Consider the following 17,348-nt stretch of genomic DNA (forward strand, 5'->3'; position numbering starts at 1 on the left):
TCACCTCCTCGCGGAGGGCGCACCGACCGTACCCAGGAAACGTGCGACCGCCCGCGCGGACTCGGTGATATCGAAGCATCCGGCCCGCTGCCTGCCGGCAGCAGCGAGGCGACAGCGAAGTTCGCGGTCACGAATGAGCGTGTCCAACGCCGCGGTGAGTGCGCGTCGGTTGCCGGCGTCCACGAGCAGTCCGTTCACGCCCGACTCGACGATCTCGGCAGGGCCGCCCGGCCGAGAAGCGATCACCGCGCATCCGGCCCGCATGCCCTCCACGACGACCTGACCGAACGGTTCGGCAAGGACTGAGCAGTGCACGAGGATATCGGCACGTCGCATGTATTCTTCGGGGTCTTCGACGTGGCCCGTGAAGGTCACCGGAAGATCGAGCTCTGCGGAAAGTCGTTCGAGATGCTCGCGGTAGGACTCTTCACCGAAGAAGGTGCCGCCGACGAGATAGATGCGCGAGGGCCGCACCGTCGTATCCGCCGCGGCCCGCAGGAATACGTCCTGACCCTTCCACGGCGTGAGTCGTCCGACAACCGTGACGATCGTCCCCGCCGGATCGTGTTGCTCGGGATGAGGGGTGGCCGGTGTGAGGTCTACTCCGGGATATGCCACGAGGGCGCGCCGGCGGGGGAAGAGCGACGACATCGTGGATCTGCTGTTGGCGATGTAGCCCCGGCTGAGGACTCGTCCCAGGATGCGTACGACCGGAGCGAGTACGCGTCCGAAGTATTCCGTGGAGACCCGGTCGTGCACGTGCCAGACGAGGGGGAGCTTCGCCCGCCACGCTGCCACGGCCCCCATGATCAAGGCCTTGGAGCTCTCGGCGATGAGCACCGTGGCCCCGGTGTTCGTAGCGACGTCACCGAGATCCCAGCCGACTCGGACCAAGCGGAACGCCCCCGCGAACAATCGGGTGAGGCGGGGGTCGGTGATCGTCATCTTCCTGCTGTCGAACGTGCGGGACAGGATCCGAGTGTCGAATCCGTCCGCGCGCATCCGCTGGGCCATCGGACCGTCCTGCGCGTACGCTACGGCGACGTCGATGCCGAGATCCCGCAACGCGAGTGCCAGTCGGGCCGTAGCGATCTCCGCGCCGGACGGAGCGGCCGTGTGGGTGACGAAAAGGATCTTGGTCACGACGTCAGCTCCTTGTACAACGCGACGTGTCGTTCTGCCGCCGTACCCCACGAGAACGTCTCTGCGTGCGCACGGCACTGCTGCCGCCCCGGCGCCCGCCCCGAGAGAGCCGTTGCGATCCGGTCTGCCAGCGCTTCGGGATCGCCGGCGGGAACGATCAGTGACGGATCGAGTCCCCGCACTGCGTCGGGTAGTCCGCCACAGTCCGTGACGACCGGCACGCGACCGGCCGCCAGCGATTCGAGCGCGATCAGCCCGAAGCCTTCGAGTGCTACCGAAGGGACGACCGTCACCGCCGCCTCTTCGTACAGGCGGCTCAGCCGGACGTCGTCGACGTGACCTTCGAAGGTGACGGAACTGCCCACTCCGGAGCCGGCGGCTTGCGTGCGCAGCGCCGCTTCCTCGCTGCCGGTGCCGACGATCACGAGGCGCGCGTCGGGATGCGCAGCAAGAACGTCAGGCCAGGCACGGAGCAGGAGGTGCACACCCATTCGCCGTTCGAGGCGCCGAACGCACAGCACAGCACCCGACGAGGCGGGGACCTCCGAAGTTCGGAAACGATCGAGATCGACTCCGGGGGGAACGATCCGGATGCGTTCTTCCGGAACACGATACGAATGCGTGAGCACATCCCGAAAGTGTTTCGACAGCACAACATATCGGTCCGCGTCCGCGTATCGGATCCGCTCGATCAGGTACTTCGAGTATGCGGCTGTCCTCCCCGAACCTGCCATCAGGCTCTCGGCTGCCCAGGGGCCGTGAAAATGCACCACGAGTGGATGTCGGCCCTGGCGACCGCGAGCGGGGCGACCGTAGAGGCCGAAGTGGCGATCGATGATCGCCTCCCGTGGCAACACGGTGTGGTCCCGGAAGGCGGTCCAGGCACGACGAAGGGTGGATCCGCCGATGGGTCCCCAGCTGTGCCCATCGACTTCGGGGTTGCCGAAGGCAGCCGCCGAGACGTCGACGTCCGGACGCCGGCGCAGGGTTCGGTAGAGATCGGTGAAATACCGGTTCAATCCGCCCGGAACCGCAGTGAACCACTCGGATCCGGTCATATGGACACGGAGTGCGTCGGCGGGACCGCAGGCGGGGGAAGTCACGGCCCGACCGCTGTCGTCGACTGCTCCGTGCCGGTGTTCTCGTCCAGCAGCCGACCCCGTGAGGATGCGCTGCGGTCCCTGCCGAAATGCGGGTACTCTCCCACACAGGCTCGAGTCGGTACTTCCCGCGATCGGTCGTCCGGGTGGTGGAACCCCTCCGGCGACGGAACTCGAACGTCACGGAGGGTTCTCATGTCCGCCACGATCTCGATCTGTGTCCCGGCGTACAACGCTGCCCGGACGCTCGAGGCGACTCTGCATTCGATCCTCGAGCAGGATGCCGACCTCGACGTCCTGGTGCTCGACAATGCGACCCGGGACGGTACCGCAGATATCGCACGTTCCTTCGACGACCCGCGCCTCCGGGTGGTCCGTAACGACGAGGTGCTGTCGATCGGTGACAACTGGAACAAGGCGGTCGCCCTGTCCACCGGCGAGCTCGTGAAGATCGTGTGCGCAGACGATGTGCTCCGTCCGGGATCGATCGAGGCGCAGGAGAAGGTGATGGTCGACCCCACGATCGCCCTCACGTCGGCCCGATTCGATGTCATCGACGAGGCCGGCGAGATCCGGGAGAGCGGCTTGGGCATACCGGGACTGGAGGGCCTGCACACGCCTCGCGCCCTGATCGGCACAATCGTGCGGCGCGGACCGGCCGACTTCGGTCCCACGGCGGCCGCGATATTTCGTCGTGAGCACTTCGACCGGGTAGGGGGCTTCCGTGGTGACCTGGTGTTCCCCATGGACGTGGACCTGTTCGCTCGCGTTGCGACATTCGGAATGTTCTTCGGTATGCCGGAACGGGTGGCTGCATGGCGGGACTCGACGTTCAACCTGTGCAGTCGAACGTCGTCGTTCAGCAAGTTGACGGACATGATGCGCTTCCATCACCGAATCGCAAGGGATTACCCGGACTTGGTTTCCTTCGGAGACGTGATCGCCGGCGACGCTCGTCTGGCGCGCGCAGCGCTGGAACGTGTGTCGGTACGGTCCCGTGGGCTGCTCGCGGTGCTGCGTGGCTGACCACTCGGCGACCGGTACGGTGCGCTGAACCGGCTGTGTGCATCATCGCCCCTTCATCGTGATCACCGCGGACACGGTGCGCAACAGGATCTTGATGTCGAACCACAATCCCCAGTTCTCTATGTAGAAATTGTCGTAGCGGGCGCGAGCAGCGATCGAGGTGTCGCCACGTAGCCCGTTCACTGCCGCCCATCCGGTCAGTCCGGACGGAACACGATGTCGCGCAGAATAGTTCGGAATAGTCTCACCGAACCGGTGAACGAAGTGCGGTCGCTCCGGTCTCGGTCCGACAAGAGTCATGTCACCGCGGACGATGTTCCACAGCTGTGGTAGTTCGTCGAACGACGTCGCGCGCAGGATCTTGCCGAGGCGACCGAGCCGGGCATCCTGTGCGATACACCAGTTCGTTGCGGATTCGTTCTCGTCCAACGGTTTCAGCGTGCGGAACTTCAACAGGTCGAACTCTCGTCCGTCCAAGCCCACTCGCCGTTGTCGAAACAGTATCGGAGCCGACCGATCCGAGAACCACACCGCCACCGCGGTGAGTACCAGCAGTGGTGTCAGCGCTACCAGGATGACGGCGCTGAAGACCCGACTCGTCCACAGCTTGATCTTCCACCTCAGGGAACGGTGAGCCGCTCGGCGCACCCGCATGAGGGGCATCGCCCCGATGCGTTCCATGTCGCCGCTCACCGCCGTGATCTCCCACAGCCGGGGGACGAGGTATATCTCGCAATCGAGACGGTCGCACTTGCGGACGATCTTCAACATATCGCAGTCGCGAGTGAACGAGAAGGCGAGAATGGCTGTTTCGATCCTGTTGGCGCTGAGAAACTCCCGTAGCCTTCCGCTCAACGGCAGGACCGGCACGTCGACCCGGCGCACGGTGTCGGGCCTGGGGTCGTCGTCGAGCAGACCGACCAACTCGAGGCCGCAGGCCGGTTCGCCGACTATCTCCTCCGCCAGCATCCCGGCGATGTCGCCACCCCCCACGATCACTGTCCGTCGACGTCGTCGTGAATTGCGTCGTACGTGCCGTTCCATTGCGTACGTGCCGATTCGGGACACCGTCGACGCGGTGAACGCGAGCGCAGTCAGCCTGACGGCTCCGAAAGACGAACCATATGGCTGGAACATGAGTGCTGTGATCACCCCGGCCAAGGTGACTGCGGCGAGTATCCGGGGCAGATCGTCGAGCACCGAAAGGGTCAGGTGGGAGCGATAGGCTCCCATCATCGCCATGAGCAGGACGAGGGTCGTCGCGGTGGGGAGTGGCCTGTCGGCCCCGGTGAGCGCAAGCGTCCCCGAAAGGACGGCGAGATCCGAGATCGGTGTGGACAGAGTGATGTGCGCCCGAATCCGTGAGCCGAGATGGCGCCGCGGATGTGGTGTCGGAGTAGGCGACTGGGAAATAGAGAGGGTGGCCTCGTCGAAGACCGGTGAGGGCCGGAGAGGCGCGACCTGTCGGGCACGACGCGTGTTGGTGGTCACGACGGTCTCCCGAATCCGATGCTCATCCGTGCAGGTCCCGAGGGGGGAAGGGTGCTCGTCCCCATCAGATCGCCGAGCGTGCTCCATCGACCTTCCAGTTCCGGATAGTGTTCCTGCACCTCGATCAGCAGGTCGGGCAGAGTCAGAAGCACATGATCGGGTCGACGACGCAGAAGTTGTTCCGGTGAAATGATCGGAATATCGGTACCCGGCATGCGTCGCCCTTGCTTTGCGGGAGACGCGTCCGCGACGCCTGCGACGAGACGCCGGTTCAGGCGAGCGCGGGCGAACAATGAGACTGCTCGGGATGCGGCACCGTAGGCGTACACGCTGCATCCGCGACGATTCATCGTTGTGAGCAATGTTCTCAGCGCGACGGACTGGCCGTCAGCCGTGTCCTGCAGTGCACGCGCGGCGGTGGGGTCGGTGATGCCGGCCTCCCTCTCGTGGGCGAGAATCTGTCGTACCGAGAGCGGCAGTGTCCGGGGCACGGTGGGAGTCGCGGCGACGAGGACGGTGCCACCGTAGAGATCGAACGTCCACGCGTCGGCCACATGCAGGCCGGCGTGGGCGAGAAGGCGCCGTGCAGTGGTCAGCGAGTAGTAGGCGAAATGACCGTGCCGTAGGGCAGTCCACTGCCGGTGCGCGAGTATCGCTGTGAACGTGTGGAACTGAAGCAGCAGAACGCCGTCCGCGGTGAGAGCGGCAGCGCGCTGCCGGAAGGCGGCCCTCTGGTCCGGGGCGTGCATGATCCCGAAGCTGTCCACCGCAAGAGACGCTCGCTGCCCGGCGGGAACAATTTCGTAGCCCCGATCGGCGAGCAGAGGCAGCCAGGTGCCGCCATGCGGACTACCGAACTCGGTGACGGTCCCGCCGGTGAGCCAACCGGCATCGGCGACCTTCCGGACGGCGTCGGCGGCCTGGTCGCGCAATGCCTGTGGCTCGACACCGCGCGGTTCGTCCGGGACGGTGTCGTCGTCGACGAGCTGGGAGAGGCCACAGTCGCTGCACATGGCCATTGCCAACGGGTGCGACGTCTCGGCGGCGGTGACAGGGGTACGGTCCGGAGGGAAATGGTCTGCTGCGGGCATCACGCCGAGATCGAGAACTCGCTCGAGGCCCGTTCCGCCGCAGCCGCGACAGGCTGTCATGTCGGTACCTCGCGCAGGCGATTCGGGCATCGTCCGGGGACACGATGCGCGACAATCGACTGATGCGTGCCGACACCGCCGACTTGTGCGACGTACGGGTGTTCCGTCCCGAACCCTTCCGGGACGATCGGGGTCTGTTCACCCGCACGTTCGACGCACGGCTCTTCGACGCGGAGGTCGGGCCGACCGGCGTGCGGTCGTGCGATCTTCTCCAGGATTCCCAGTCGCGATCGGTACGAGGGGTGGTGCGAGGCATGCACGGCCGCACCGGCCGTGGGGAGGCGAAACTGGTGCGATGTGCTCACGGAGCCGTGCACGACGTGCTTGTCGACGTTCGTCGCGATTCGCCCACGTTCGGTCGTCAGCAGGTGTTCCGGCTCGATGACGTCGAGTTTGCGCACCTGTTCGTCCCGCCGGGTTTCCTCCACGGATTCCAAGTACTCACGGACACCGCGGATGTGTGTTATCGCATCGATCGGGAGCACGATCCCGCGGAGGATATCGCGGTGCGTTATGACGACCCGGATCTCGCGATCGCGTGGCCGCTGCCGCTCACCGTGCTCAGCGCACGCGATGCCGCAGCGGGAAGTTGGCGTGATCTTCTTGCGGCACTGTGATTCGTGTGCGAGTACTTCAGGCATCCGGGACTCCGATCCGCTGGAAGCGCATCGTCGAGTCCAGTTCACCGATCTCCTGGAGTCGATTCAGGCGGGCGAGCCGCGTGAAGCGCGTAGCGAATGCGTCGCCGGTCAGGCCGTACCTCCGATAAGCGTCGTACAACTCGGCGGCGCCGTCGCGTACCGTCCACCTGGCCTCGTACCCTTCGAAGACGTGGCGAACCCTGGAGAAGTCGACGCGGTAGGACCGCGGGTCCGGGCCGCTCTCGCCGGTGACGGTGACTGTGGAGCCGGGAACGATCTCTGCCACGGCCTGGGCGATTCGAGCGACCGTGACGTTGTTGACCTCACTGCCGATGTTGAAGGCCGAGCAGTGGATCCGGTCGGCGGGTGCGACGAGAGCATGGGCGAAAGCCTCAGCGATGTCCTGTGCGTGCACGAGGGGACGCCATGGCGTTCCGTCCGACAGGACGCGGACCTCGCCGGTGAGAAACGCCGATCCGACAAGGTTGTTCAGGACGATGTCGGCGCGAAGGCGCGGTGAGTACCCGAATGCTGTCGCATTGCGCAGGAATACAGGGGAGAAACCGGAGTCGGCCATGGCAGCGACGTCGTCTTCGACGCGCACTTTGCTCTCCGCATACGGAGTGACAGGGCGCAAAGGGGCGCTCTCGTCGACAAGTTCGTCGCCGGCCGAACCGTAGACCGAACACGTCGAGGCATAGAGGAACCGGCGTACGCCTGCTGCCTTGGCACACCGAGCAAGCCGAACGGAGGCCTGATGGTTGATTTCGTAGGTGATTCGCGGTTCGAGGAAGCCGAGCGGATCGTTCGACAGCGCCGCGAGATGGATTACCGCGTCGAAACCCGCGAGCTGAGAGACGTCGACGTCGCGCAGGTCGAGGCGCAAGGTGGGTGGATCGTCGGGAGCGGGGCCGAGGAGGCAATCGGCGAACAGGCCGGAGTCCAGCCCGGTCACGTGGTGGCCGTACGAGCGGAGCACAGGAACCATGACCGATCCGAGGTAGCCCTGATGGCCGGTGACGAGTACGCGCATGTCACGCCTTTCCGAAATGGACGACGGCCTTCTCCAGCACGAACGCCTCGGCGTGTGGGCGCCGGCACTGCACGCCGCGAAGCCGGGACAGGCCGAGGAACGCCTGTTCGTCGAACCAGTCGTGCTCGATCTGGGACGGGTAGTACTTGAGCAGGATTCGTGTTTTCTCTTCCGCGACCTTGCGGGGGAGCGCATGGTAGATCGCGGGCCGAGGAGTGTCGTTCTCCCACTTGATGATTTCGTAACCGAGAATGAGATGGTCGCGGAACACGGTGGGAACCAACTCGGCAAGCAGTCGATGATCCTGGTGGGCGTCCCCTCGGTGCGGTGCGAAAACCACGTCCGGCGTGCACGTGTGCCGGAAGGCCTCGAGGGCGAACTTGATCGCCTCCCAGTAGCCGGGTGCGCGACCGTCGGGGATGTCGAGGACGGTGATCTCGAGCTCGGCTCCGGGACAGAGCGCCTTCAGCGCGTGCCGCTCCTCGATCTCGCGTGCCGAATCCTCGCCGGAGAGCACGAACGCGTGAACGCGCACGGAACCGGGTGCCTGGGCGGCGAGGGTCAGCAGCGTGCCCCCGAGGCCGATCGCGATGTCGTCACAGTGCGCCCCCAGGACCGCAATCTCCCGGATGTCGCCCGTGTGCAACTCGATCACGGGGTCACCGCCGGGCGGGCCGACTCCCATACGGTCCAGGGGTGGATGCCACGAGCGTAGTTGTCGTCCAGTTCCGCACGTTCCTTGAACGTGTCCGCCGGTTTCCAGAACCCACTGTGCCGATAGCCGTACAACCGGCCCTGACCGGCGAGTGCGCCGCAGACGTCGGCCACCAGATCGCCGCCGGGGGGAAGGAGATCGAAGATCGCCTGGCTCAGGACGAAGTACCCGCCGTTCTCCCAGATGGGGAACCTGCTCACAGGAACGATTTCCTTGATCTCGCCGTTCTCCGCTACGTCGACGCAATGGAACGACGACTGCGGAGGTACGACCAACATCGAGGCCGTAGCGCCCGACCGATGGTAACGATCGATCATCTCGTCGAGCGGGGCGTCGGTGAGGACGTCCGCGTAGTTGGCGAGGAAGTACTCGTCTCCCTCGAGGTGCCGGCGGACACGGCGGAGACGTTCACCGATCGCCGACTCGAGTCCGGTGTCGACGAAAGTGATCCGCCAGTCGCTGATGTCGGTGCTGAGGCAGTCGACGGTGTTGTCGTGGAGGATGAAATCGTTCGATTGCTCCTCGTGGTAGTCGAGGAAGAAATTCTTGATCTCGGACGCTCCGTACCCCAGGCACAGGATGAACTCCTTGTGACCGAAGTGCGCGTAGTACCGCATGATATGCCACAGGATCGGCCGGGGGCCTACCATCTGCATGGGCTTGGGAATCTGGTCGTTCCGATCGTTACGCATGCGCATGCCGTAGCCACCGCAGAACAGTACAACCTTCATGATGTTGTCCTCCAGGACAGTTCGGGTTCGCCGATGGTCGTGTGAATGGTGGGGAGTGGCAGGACGAGGCGTCCCTTCCACTCCGCGATATACGCGAGCTGGCGGGTCAGTTCGGGCTCGAGGTTCCAGGGCAACGCGAGGACGACGTCCGGCCGGTCCTGGGCGATCCGCTCGACGGGCTCGATCGGGATCCGCGTCCCCGGCGTGAAACGTCCGTGCTTGTACGGATTCCGATCGACGGTATAGGACAAGAGATCCGGTCGGATGCCACAGTAGTTGAGCAGCGTGTTGCCCTTGCCGGGTGCTCCGTAGCCGACGACCGAGAGGCCTTCGTTCCGGCACTGGAGGAGGAAGCGCAGCAGATCGAGGCGTGAGGTGCGTGCGAGCGGTTCGAGCCGGAAGTATCCGGTGGGATCGTGTAGCCCTGCGCGCCTTTCGATCTCGAGAACCTCGGCGACGCGCGGACTCGGGTCCTGTGCTGCCCGTTCGGGCCGCGCCCACACACGGATCGAACCCCCGTGGGTGTCGAGCAGTTCCACGTCGACGATCCGGAGGCCCCCGGACGCCAGCGCTCGCGCGGCCGACAGCACCGTGTAGTACTGGAAGTGCTCGTGATAGATCGTGTCGAACTGCCCGAGTGCCACCAGGTTCAGGGCGTGGTGGACCTCGACGCTGAGCCAGCCGTCCTCGGCCATGAGCAGGCGCAGCGCACGCGTGAATCCGACGAGGTCGGGTACGTGAGCGTAGACGTTGTTCGCGACGACGAGATCCGCCGGGCCGTGTTCCGTCCGAATATGTTCGGCCAGTTCGATATCGAGGAAACCGGTGTGGGTCGGTACGCCGGCTGCCTTGGCGGCCTCCCCGACATTGACCGACGGTTCGATGCCCAGGCACCGGATGCCGGCGTCCACCGCGTGACGGAGGAGGTAACCGTCGTTGCTCGCGACCTCGACGAGGGTCGAGTCGGGCCGGAGCCGTCCGCTTCCCAGTGCGTCGTGCACGAAGCTTCGAGCGTGATCGACCCACGACTGCGAGAACGAGGAGAAGTAGGCGTACTCGGTGAAGGTGTCCTCCGGCGTGATCAACGCGGGTATCTGCAGCAGTAGGCAGTCCTCGCACAGGCGCAGGTGGAGTGGATATGTGCATTCCGGGAGGTCGAGCTGCTCGGCCGTGAGGAATCGTTCACACGGGGGAGTGGCTCCGAGGTCCAGGATGCTGGTCAGGCGGTCCGAACTGCACAGACGGCACTTCATGCAGGTGCCCCCTCGGTGGGAAGAGCGTGTCCGATCTCGAGCCCCGAAATCGATGCCCCAAATAAACCATACCTGGAGAAGGGAAACAAGCTAAAAAAAGACCTTATGTTGGTTTTGCAGAACCTTTGAAACCATCCGTTTCACCCCTTAGGCTCGTACTCGTCCCATTCGATGTGCCGGTGTCGGGCAGTGCACGCGAAGCAGGGGGGGACGATGTAGTCGCGTTTGGAGGTTCTGCCCGATGTCGTTTCAAATCGTGGAACGTCGCGAAACTCTGGTGGCCGGTGTGCCCGTTCGAAGTCCGCGGCGAGCCCTCGGCAAACTTCGTGATCCACACCTCGAAATCGCGTGGTCGGCTGTGCTCAACGGAGACACGTCCGGACCGTTCGCGACCGCGTACACCGATCACGCGGAGGACATAGGGTCCTACTACACACAGACAGTAGGGTTCTGCTGCGAGTCGATCGATGACGTACCCCCCGGCTACGTCATCTCCCGTGTCCCTGCCGGCACCTATGCGAAGTTCTCGGTGGTGGGGAGCCGCTTCACCGATATCTTCGACGACCTGTGGCGGCAGATATGGGATGCCGAAGCGGAGGGGAGGATCATCCGAGCCTTCACCGGGGATTTCGAGTCCTATCCCCACGCATTCGGAATCGACCTGTACGTCGCGATCGTCGTTCCGGGACGCGGGGAGGAGTGATGACTTTCACCGTCGTGAAGGTGGGGCCCTGCCTCATGGGTGGGCTGGTGGTCCCAGGCGCCGAACCGGGTGTCTTCGGGGAATCGGGCAGTTTGACCGATTTCACGCTGGAACGGTTGCGTTCCCGGAAGATCCGAGACCTCGTCGCCGTATTCGTCTGCCATCCGCGGGCAGGGTGGTCCGCGGTCTTCGGGTATCGCCTGGATGATCCGGACGATCTTGTGATCGGAGATTCGATGGTCCGGCTCGGAGAGCGGTACGCCGCCCGCTTCGTGCCCGACGGTCCGTCGCCGGATCCCTACAAGGATCTCTGGCGCCAAGTGGAGATGGCGGAGAAAGAAGGCGCCATCTCACGCACATACGACCAGGAAGTGGCCTACATACCGGAGCGGGGCGAACCCGAGTTGTACATCTCGGTGTTCTGAGAACGCCCGGCCACCGAGCGCGCATCCGTGTCGGGGGCGCTCGGTGGGACGCCGGGGGGAAAGGTCGTCGTGGATCCCCAACCGTTGTTCGCGCACCACACGCTCCATTTCTGGGACGAAGACTCGGGATATCACTTCGTCGCCGCCTCACCGGAGAGTGAACCGGGTTTGTGGTCGCAGTTCCTCGATGGTGCATATGACGCCTACCGGCGTTTCGACGTCGAAGTCGCTCTCGAATACGACCTGATCCGCGACGGAACGTCGACAGCGTTGTTCTTCGTTGCGGTCGCTGTCGACGGCACCGTGCACGGCGGATCACGCGCTCTCGGTCCGTATACGAGCGTGACCGAGTCGCATCCGTTCGTCGAATGGACGGATCCGGCCGCTCGGGCGGAGATCGCCCGCATCCTCGAGCCTTGTATTCCCCATGGTCTCGTCGAGGCCAAGACGGGTTGGGTGGCCGACGACGTTCCGCGGCGTCACGAACTGAGTGCGGGAGTGGCGCGCACGGCGACCTACTTCATGGAACTGCTCGGCGCCAGGTTCCTCCTCGGGACAGCTGCGGACAACGCGTTGGGGATGTGGCGGCGTGCGGAGGCTTGCGTCGTGGATGACGTTCCTCCCACTCCGTATCCGGATGACCGTTATCGCACACGGATGTTGTTGTGGGATCTCGCGTGTTGCGATGCGTCCAGAAGGAGCAGAGAAATCGAGAAACTCCTGTCTTCCCGCACGATCCCGGGGTGGTGGAACCTCTCACGGTCGCATCGGAGGATCGACGATCGGAGAGAATCGAACGGGGGGGGTGCCGTGAACGTCCGCGAACCGCGTTTCGAGGCAGTTCTCCTGGCGGAGGATTGCGACGAGGACATGGTCGAGTTCGAACGACTGCAGGGCCGGGGAATCACCCTGGAGGATCGACTCGACGAACAGCTCGCGGGTCTGGCGGCGCTCGGGTCCGGCGTCGATAACGACGGCGCGCCAGGCGAATATATCCACGACGAAGCCGCTCGGTGGGCCTACTACCCCTGGCGCGAGGTAGCGGTCCGGGTCCTCGGTCCTGCCGGTTTCGACCGTCTCCGGCTCGACCGTAACCGCAACAAGATCACGGCGGAGGAACAGGCACGTCTCCGATCCGCCGCCGTCGGGGTGGTCGGACTGAGTGTAGGGCACACGGTGGCGTACACCTTGGCGTTGGAAGGTGCCTGCGGTGTACTGCGGCTCGCCGACCACGACATCCTGGAACTGTCCAACCTGAACAGGATTCCCGCCTCGGTCCTGGACCTCGGGGTGAACAAGGCTGTGATCGCCGCGCGGCGCATCGCAGAGCTGGACCCCTACCTGCCGGTCGAGGTGTGGACGGAGGGGGTGACGCCCGAGTCGGTCGAGGACTTCTTCGAAGGACTCGACCTGGTGATCGACGAGTGCGATTCGTTCGATGTGAAGTTGTCGATCCGGACGTGCGCGGCACGACGACGAGTTCCCGTCGTGATGCACACCAGCGATCGTGGGCTGCTCGACGTCGAGCGGTTCGATCTCGATGGCGAACAGCAACCGTTTCACGGGTTGCTCGGCGACCTCGATCCGGAGACGTTGAGAACGCTGTCGAATCGGGACAAAGTCCCGTACGTACTGAGATTGCTCGACGCGAAGCAGATCTCCGAACGGCTTGCAGCCTCACTTCTCGAGGTAGGGGAATCGCTGGAAGCGTGGCCGCAACTCGGTGCAGACGTCGGCCTCGGTGGCGTCACTGTCGCGACTGCGGTGCGCGGGATCGTCCTCGGCGGTTCCGTCGCTTCCGGTCGGTGCCGAGTCGACCTCGACCTTCGTCTCACTGTGCCCGAGCCACAGTTTCCGGTCCCAACGGAGCCGGAGACAACACAGCCGAACGAGAACACCTGGTCGGACTCGGTCGCTGCCGTCGTCGACGCCGCGACCCGGGCACCGTCCGGAGGAAATTCGCAGCCGTGGACGATCGTCGTCGAACCGACACGGCTGACCTTCGCGCTCGCCACCGAACCCGAACCGGTACTGATGGATCTGTATCGCCGAGGCAGTTGCGTTGCGCTCGGAGCCGCCCTCCATAATGCTCGAGTGGCCGCAGCCGCCCACGGGATTCTGGGTCCGCATACGGTGGTCGATGGTCCTGACGAAGCTCGGCCGGGCATTCCGCTCGCCCGGCTGGAGCTGGGAACCGGTTCGGATCACGAATTCGCGGCGTTCTACGGACCGATGCTCGCCCGCGCCACCAACAGATTCCCCAGTGATGATCACACGATCACGCACGGCGAGCTCGAAGCGATGCACGCAGCCGCCGATCTCGTCGACGGACGCATCCGGATCCTCACAGGCAGCAACGATCTCGCCGCGATCGCAGAGATCTTGTCGGAGTCGGACCGCGTGCGGTATCTGGACAGGCCGCTCCGGACCGAGATGATCGGCGAACTGCGATGGCCGGGCGACTCCCACCCGGAAAGCGGAATCGAGGTGGTCTCTCTCGGACTCGACACAGCGGAGTCGGCCATGCTCGAGGTCGTACTGCGGCACGATGCTCTCGACCGGCTCGGCGAGTGGGGGCTCGGGGGCGGTCTCGGGAAGATGACCCGCGACCGAGTGCTGGGAAGCGCGGGACTCGTCGCAGTGTTCACCGACAGGCGCTCGGGGGCGGACTACATCCGTGCCGGTGCGACCGTCGAGAGTGTGTGGATCGCGGCCCAGGCGGTCGGCTTGGCCGTTCAGCCCGTATCTCCGATCTTCCTGTATGCCGATACGCGAGCCGACCTCGAGCGATTGAGCCGTGACCATTCCGACGTTCTACAGACGTTGCAGCGGAACTTCGCCGATATGCTGCAGGTGGACGAGGACGATGGGATCGCCCTCTTGTTGCGTATCGGTCGGACGACTGCGGGCCCGGTCCGTAGCAGGCGTCGCGCCGATCGTGTCCTGCGCGCCGACGGACTTCTCCTGCGGTGACCCGACGACGGAGACATCATGCCCGATGGCAAGAGGACCCTCGAAAGTCTGGTCACCCGGATTGCGGCGCGGCTCATGCCCGCAGATGCTGCATCCCACGACCGGGTCGTCCGTCTCGTGCTGCGCGATCTGGTCGAGTTCCTCGGCGTCGATACGTGCTTCCTCCGCTACAACGACCATGACATCGGCGCGACGATTCTGGTGGCGGAGTGGCCACCCCGCGAACACGTACCGGATCCGGATCCTTTGGGAGTGGTCTACTTCCACAGTGCAGACCCCGTCATGGCCGCAGCCCAGGACATGAAGGAACCGTTGTTGACCGAGGGGAACGATACGAACGGTCTGCAGGCGGGGAAGGACACGCAGGGTTATGCCGACCGGGTGTTCGCCGCCTCCGGGATGTCCGGTGTGTCGTTGGCGGCGGTCCCGCTCGTGTCCGGCCGGATCACGACAGGCACATTGGGGCTGGTGAAACAGACGACGCGGCCGTGGAGCGAGGAAGAGGTCAACGCCCTGACGCTCATCGCGGCGCTGCTCGCTCAGGTACAGGCACGCATCCGTGCAGAGGAGGATCTCCGGCGGGCGGCCTACCATGACTCGCTCACCGGCCTGGCGAGCCGGCGCGCATTGTTCGAGTATCTCGACAAACGGCTGGAGGACGGCGCTCCCGGTCCCGTGGGAGTGTTGTTCCTCGACCTCGACAGGCTCAAGGCGTTGAACGATTTCCTCGGGCACAAGGCCGCCGATTCGTATCTCTGCCGTATCGCCGATCGCCTCTCCGAGGGAAGTGAGTCCGACGATCTCGTCGCCAGGCTCGGTGGCGACGAGTTCGTGGTCGTACTGTCCGGTCCTTCGTCGCCGGCGGAGGCGACGAAACGGGCGGAAGTGCTGCAGGAGGTGGTGGGGGCATCCGTCGCGCTCGGCGGTCAGACCGTCGGCCGAGGTGTCAGTGTCGGCGTGGCACTCGGAACTCCGGGGCAGGTAGGTTCGGCGACCCTGCTCAGCCGTGCCGACCAGGCGATGATGGTGGTCAAGCGCCAGGGTGGCAACGGTGTCGGCGTGTTCACCGACGACATGAACGAGAAAGGGGACCGGCGCACCATCATCGAGATGAACCTGCGGACATCGATCGACGATGATCACCTGACCTTGGAGTATCAGCCGGAGATCGACCTCCGTACGGGCATGATTCTCGGCGTCGAAGCTTTGGTGAGGTGGAACCACTCGCCGCTGGGGCTTCTCCAGCCGGGAGAGTTCGTCGAGGTCGCCGAATCCACGAATCTTGCCGGCGAACTCGGCGAATGGGTCATCACGCGTGCATGCGCGCAACTGGCGGGATGGAAACGTGAGATTCCGGGACTGCGAATCACCATGAGCGTCAACGTTTCACCGGTCCAATTGGTGTCGCTGGATTTCGATGCGACGGTGAAGTCCGTCCTTCGACGCTACGATCTGGAAGGTTCGGAGTTGTGCTTGGAGATCACCGAGAACGTCGTTGTCGGTGACCTCCAACGGACGAGGGACACCCTGCGACGGCTCGAGAGGCTCGGAGTCCGGGTCGCGATCGACGATTTCGGTACGGGATACAGTTCGCTGGGGCATCTGAAGTCCCTCCCCGTGGACACTCTGAAGATCGACCGGGGCTTCGTGCAGAATCTCGATCACAGCGAGGAAGATCGGGTCATCGTCGATTCGATAGTGGGTCTGGCCTCGTCGTTCGGACTTCGAGTCGTTGCGGAAGGAGTCGAGTCGACAGGAGCGGTGAGAGAACTTCTGGATCTGGGTTGTGTGCGCGCTCAAGGATTTTTGCTGAGTCGGCCCGCGACCCCGGATCGACTCGTGGGGATGCTCCGTGCCGGCAGGATCCGGCTGTCCTGGAGTCCGGAAGGTGGGGTAGGGGCAAGAAGGTCCATGGCACGGCGATGCCGGGAACCGTTCTAAAAGTTGGTTATTGTGCTATAAAAAATCTTAAGGTATGTTTTTGACGGCAGGATGCTCCGGGCTCCGACGCAGGGTTCTCGTCGACTCGTGCTGAGCGCAACGGTGCGTCTCGGGAATCTCCGGGGGAGTCCGTCCCCTCGCGGACTCCACCTTCCCGACCGGTGCCGGCGGTCTTCGGGGGACTGTCGGCGCCGGCCTGCTCTTCCTCCCGTGTGGAAGATGGAAGGGTGCCGTCCGATCGAGAACCCCGACGCTGGCTGTGGCCGGTGGTCCTGCTCAGTGCACTCGTCGCCGTCGTCTTCGTGGCGGTCGAGTCCGCTCTGCACTCACCCCGGCGACCGTCCGTCGAGATCCCCGACGGCGTCCCGCCGGCACCCGGTCTGCCCGTTCCGCCCATCGACGTGAACGGTCCCGGCCGCACAGCAGCACAGCTCGCCGACTGGGCCGAATCACAGTCCCGCGAACTGGGCATCCCCACCACCGCACTCGAGGCGTACGGGCACGCGGCGGCCGTCCTGGCCGTCGGCACCCCCGACTGCGGCCTGTCGTGGACGACCCTCGCCGGCATCGGCAACGTGGAGAGCAGCCACGGACGGTTCGGCGGCGCCTCCCTCGGATCCGACGGCAGCGTCTCACCGCCCATCCGGGGTGTCCCGCTCGACGGCACCCGGGGCAACGCCGAGATCCGCGACACCGACGGTGGCCGCCTCGACGGCGACCCGGTGCTCGACCGGGCGGTCGGGCCGATGCAGTTCATCCCCGAGACCTGGGAACGGTGGGGCGTCGACGCGAACGGCGACGGCATCGCCGACCCCGACAACATCGACGACGCGGCCCTGACCGCAGGCCGCTATCTGTGCGACCGCGGAGGCGACCTGACCACCGCGGAGGGCTGGACGAACGCCCTGATGGCTTACAACCGCTCCACCGAATACCTGATGCTCGTCCGCGACCGCGCCGCCGCCTACGGCGTGGGAGTGCGGCCGTAGGCAGTACCGCGCCGGGCCTCGAGCGCGCCTGTA

At 64.9% G+C, this 17,348-nt stretch carries 15 protein-coding genes; 7 read left to right on the forward strand and 8 right to left on the reverse strand.

What is annotated here, in order from left to right:
- The gene (locus tag RBB84_RS01400) at positions 1-1,143 is read right to left on the reverse strand and encodes a glycosyltransferase family 4 protein (RefSeq protein WP_064255753.1); all 1,143 of its coding nucleotides are present in this window, start codon (positions 1,141-1,143) and stop codon (positions 1-3) included.
- Complete coding sequence (locus RBB84_RS01405; protein WP_064255754.1) at positions 1,140-2,201, reverse strand: glycosyltransferase family 4 protein; 1,062 nt, start codon at positions 2,199-2,201, stop codon at positions 1,140-1,142. Before RBB84_RS01405 ends, RBB84_RS01400 begins: the two co-directional genes overlap by 4 nt.
- Before the next feature lie 237 nt (positions 2,202-2,438).
- On the opposite strand from RBB84_RS01405, the gene RBB84_RS01410 reads away from it, so the two are divergent.
- Positions 2,439-3,269, forward strand: a complete 831-nt coding sequence (locus RBB84_RS01410) for a glycosyltransferase (RefSeq protein WP_064255755.1) — start codon at positions 2,439-2,441, stop codon at positions 3,267-3,269.
- A gap of 42 nt (positions 3,270-3,311) precedes the next feature.
- On the opposite strand, the gene RBB84_RS01415 is transcribed toward RBB84_RS01410, so the two are convergent.
- Positions 3,312-4,760, reverse strand: a complete 1,449-nt coding sequence (locus tag RBB84_RS01415) for a sugar transferase (RefSeq protein WP_064255756.1) — start codon at positions 4,758-4,760, stop codon at positions 3,312-3,314.
- Entirely contained in the window at positions 4,757-5,911 is a 1,155-nt protein-coding gene (locus RBB84_RS01420) for a class I SAM-dependent methyltransferase (RefSeq protein ID WP_231911953.1), read from the reverse strand. The genes RBB84_RS01415 and RBB84_RS01420 overlap by 4 nt, the downstream gene beginning before the upstream one ends.
- A gap of 62 nt (positions 5,912-5,973) precedes the next feature.
- Between RBB84_RS01420 and rfbC the strand changes: the two genes are divergently transcribed.
- Positions 5,974-6,528 carry a dTDP-4-dehydrorhamnose 3,5-epimerase gene (rfbC, locus tag RBB84_RS01425; RefSeq protein WP_026002887.1) on the forward strand — a complete coding sequence of 185 codons (555 nt, stop codon included), beginning with the start codon at positions 5,974-5,976 and terminating at the stop codon, positions 6,526-6,528.
- 16 nt (positions 6,529-6,544) lie between these two features.
- Here rfbC and RBB84_RS01430 read toward each other — a convergent pair whose 3' ends face one another.
- From RBB84_RS01430 to RBB84_RS01445, 4 genes are read right to left on the reverse strand one after another with little or no spacing between them, the layout of a single operon-like run.
- The gene (locus RBB84_RS01430; protein WP_064255758.1) at positions 6,545-7,585 is read right to left on the reverse strand and encodes an SDR family oxidoreductase; all 1,041 of its coding nucleotides are present in this window, start codon (positions 7,583-7,585) and stop codon (positions 6,545-6,547) included.
- Between the two features lies 1 nt (position 7,586).
- Positions 7,587-8,270, reverse strand: a complete 684-nt coding sequence (locus tag RBB84_RS01435) for a PIG-L family deacetylase (protein WP_064064712.1) — start codon at positions 8,268-8,270, stop codon at positions 7,587-7,589.
- The gene (locus RBB84_RS01440) at positions 8,237-9,031 is read right to left on the reverse strand and encodes a hypothetical protein (RefSeq protein WP_064064628.1); all 795 of its coding nucleotides are present in this window, start codon (positions 9,029-9,031) and stop codon (positions 8,237-8,239) included. The genes RBB84_RS01435 and RBB84_RS01440 overlap by 34 nt, the downstream gene beginning before the upstream one ends.
- Positions 9,028-10,284, reverse strand: coding sequence for a class I SAM-dependent methyltransferase (locus RBB84_RS01445; RefSeq protein ID WP_064255759.1), 1,257 nt, complete (start codon positions 10,282-10,284; stop codon positions 9,028-9,030). The genes RBB84_RS01440 and RBB84_RS01445 overlap by 4 nt, the downstream gene beginning before the upstream one ends.
- Before the next feature lie 241 nt (positions 10,285-10,525).
- On the opposite strand from RBB84_RS01445, the gene RBB84_RS01450 reads away from it, so the two are divergent.
- The 5 genes from RBB84_RS01450 to RBB84_RS01470 all read left to right on the forward strand — a co-directional run bounded on the left by RBB84_RS01450 (position 10,526) and on the right by RBB84_RS01470 (position 17,315).
- Entirely contained in the window at positions 10,526-10,987 is a 462-nt protein-coding gene (locus RBB84_RS01450) for an effector binding domain-containing protein (protein ID WP_064064626.1), read from the forward strand.
- Complete coding sequence (locus RBB84_RS01455) at positions 10,987-11,412, forward strand: hypothetical protein (protein WP_016934842.1); 426 nt, start codon at positions 10,987-10,989, stop codon at positions 11,410-11,412. The genes RBB84_RS01450 and RBB84_RS01455 overlap by 1 nt, the downstream gene beginning before the upstream one ends.
- A gap of 69 nt (positions 11,413-11,481) precedes the next feature.
- Complete coding sequence (locus tag RBB84_RS01460) at positions 11,482-14,385, forward strand: Rv1355c family protein (protein ID WP_331712442.1); 2,904 nt, start codon at positions 11,482-11,484, stop codon at positions 14,383-14,385.
- A gap of 18 nt (positions 14,386-14,403) precedes the next feature.
- Positions 14,404-16,326 carry an EAL domain-containing protein gene (locus RBB84_RS01465; RefSeq protein ID WP_064255760.1) on the forward strand — a complete coding sequence of 641 codons (1,923 nt, stop codon included), beginning with the start codon at positions 14,404-14,406 and terminating at the stop codon, positions 16,324-16,326.
- A 266-nt stretch (positions 16,327-16,592) separates the two neighbouring features.
- On the forward strand, positions 16,593-17,315 hold the full coding sequence (locus RBB84_RS01470; protein WP_041803566.1) for a lytic murein transglycosylase: 723 nt from the start codon (positions 16,593-16,595) through the stop codon (positions 17,313-17,315).
- Positions 17,316-17,348 lie beyond the last annotated feature (33 nt).

Origin of the sequence: Rhodococcus sp. D-6 (genome assembly GCF_040256695.1) — a bacterium.
Taxonomy (GTDB): domain Bacteria; phylum Actinomycetota; class Actinomycetes; order Mycobacteriales; family Mycobacteriaceae; genus Rhodococcus; species Rhodococcus pyridinivorans.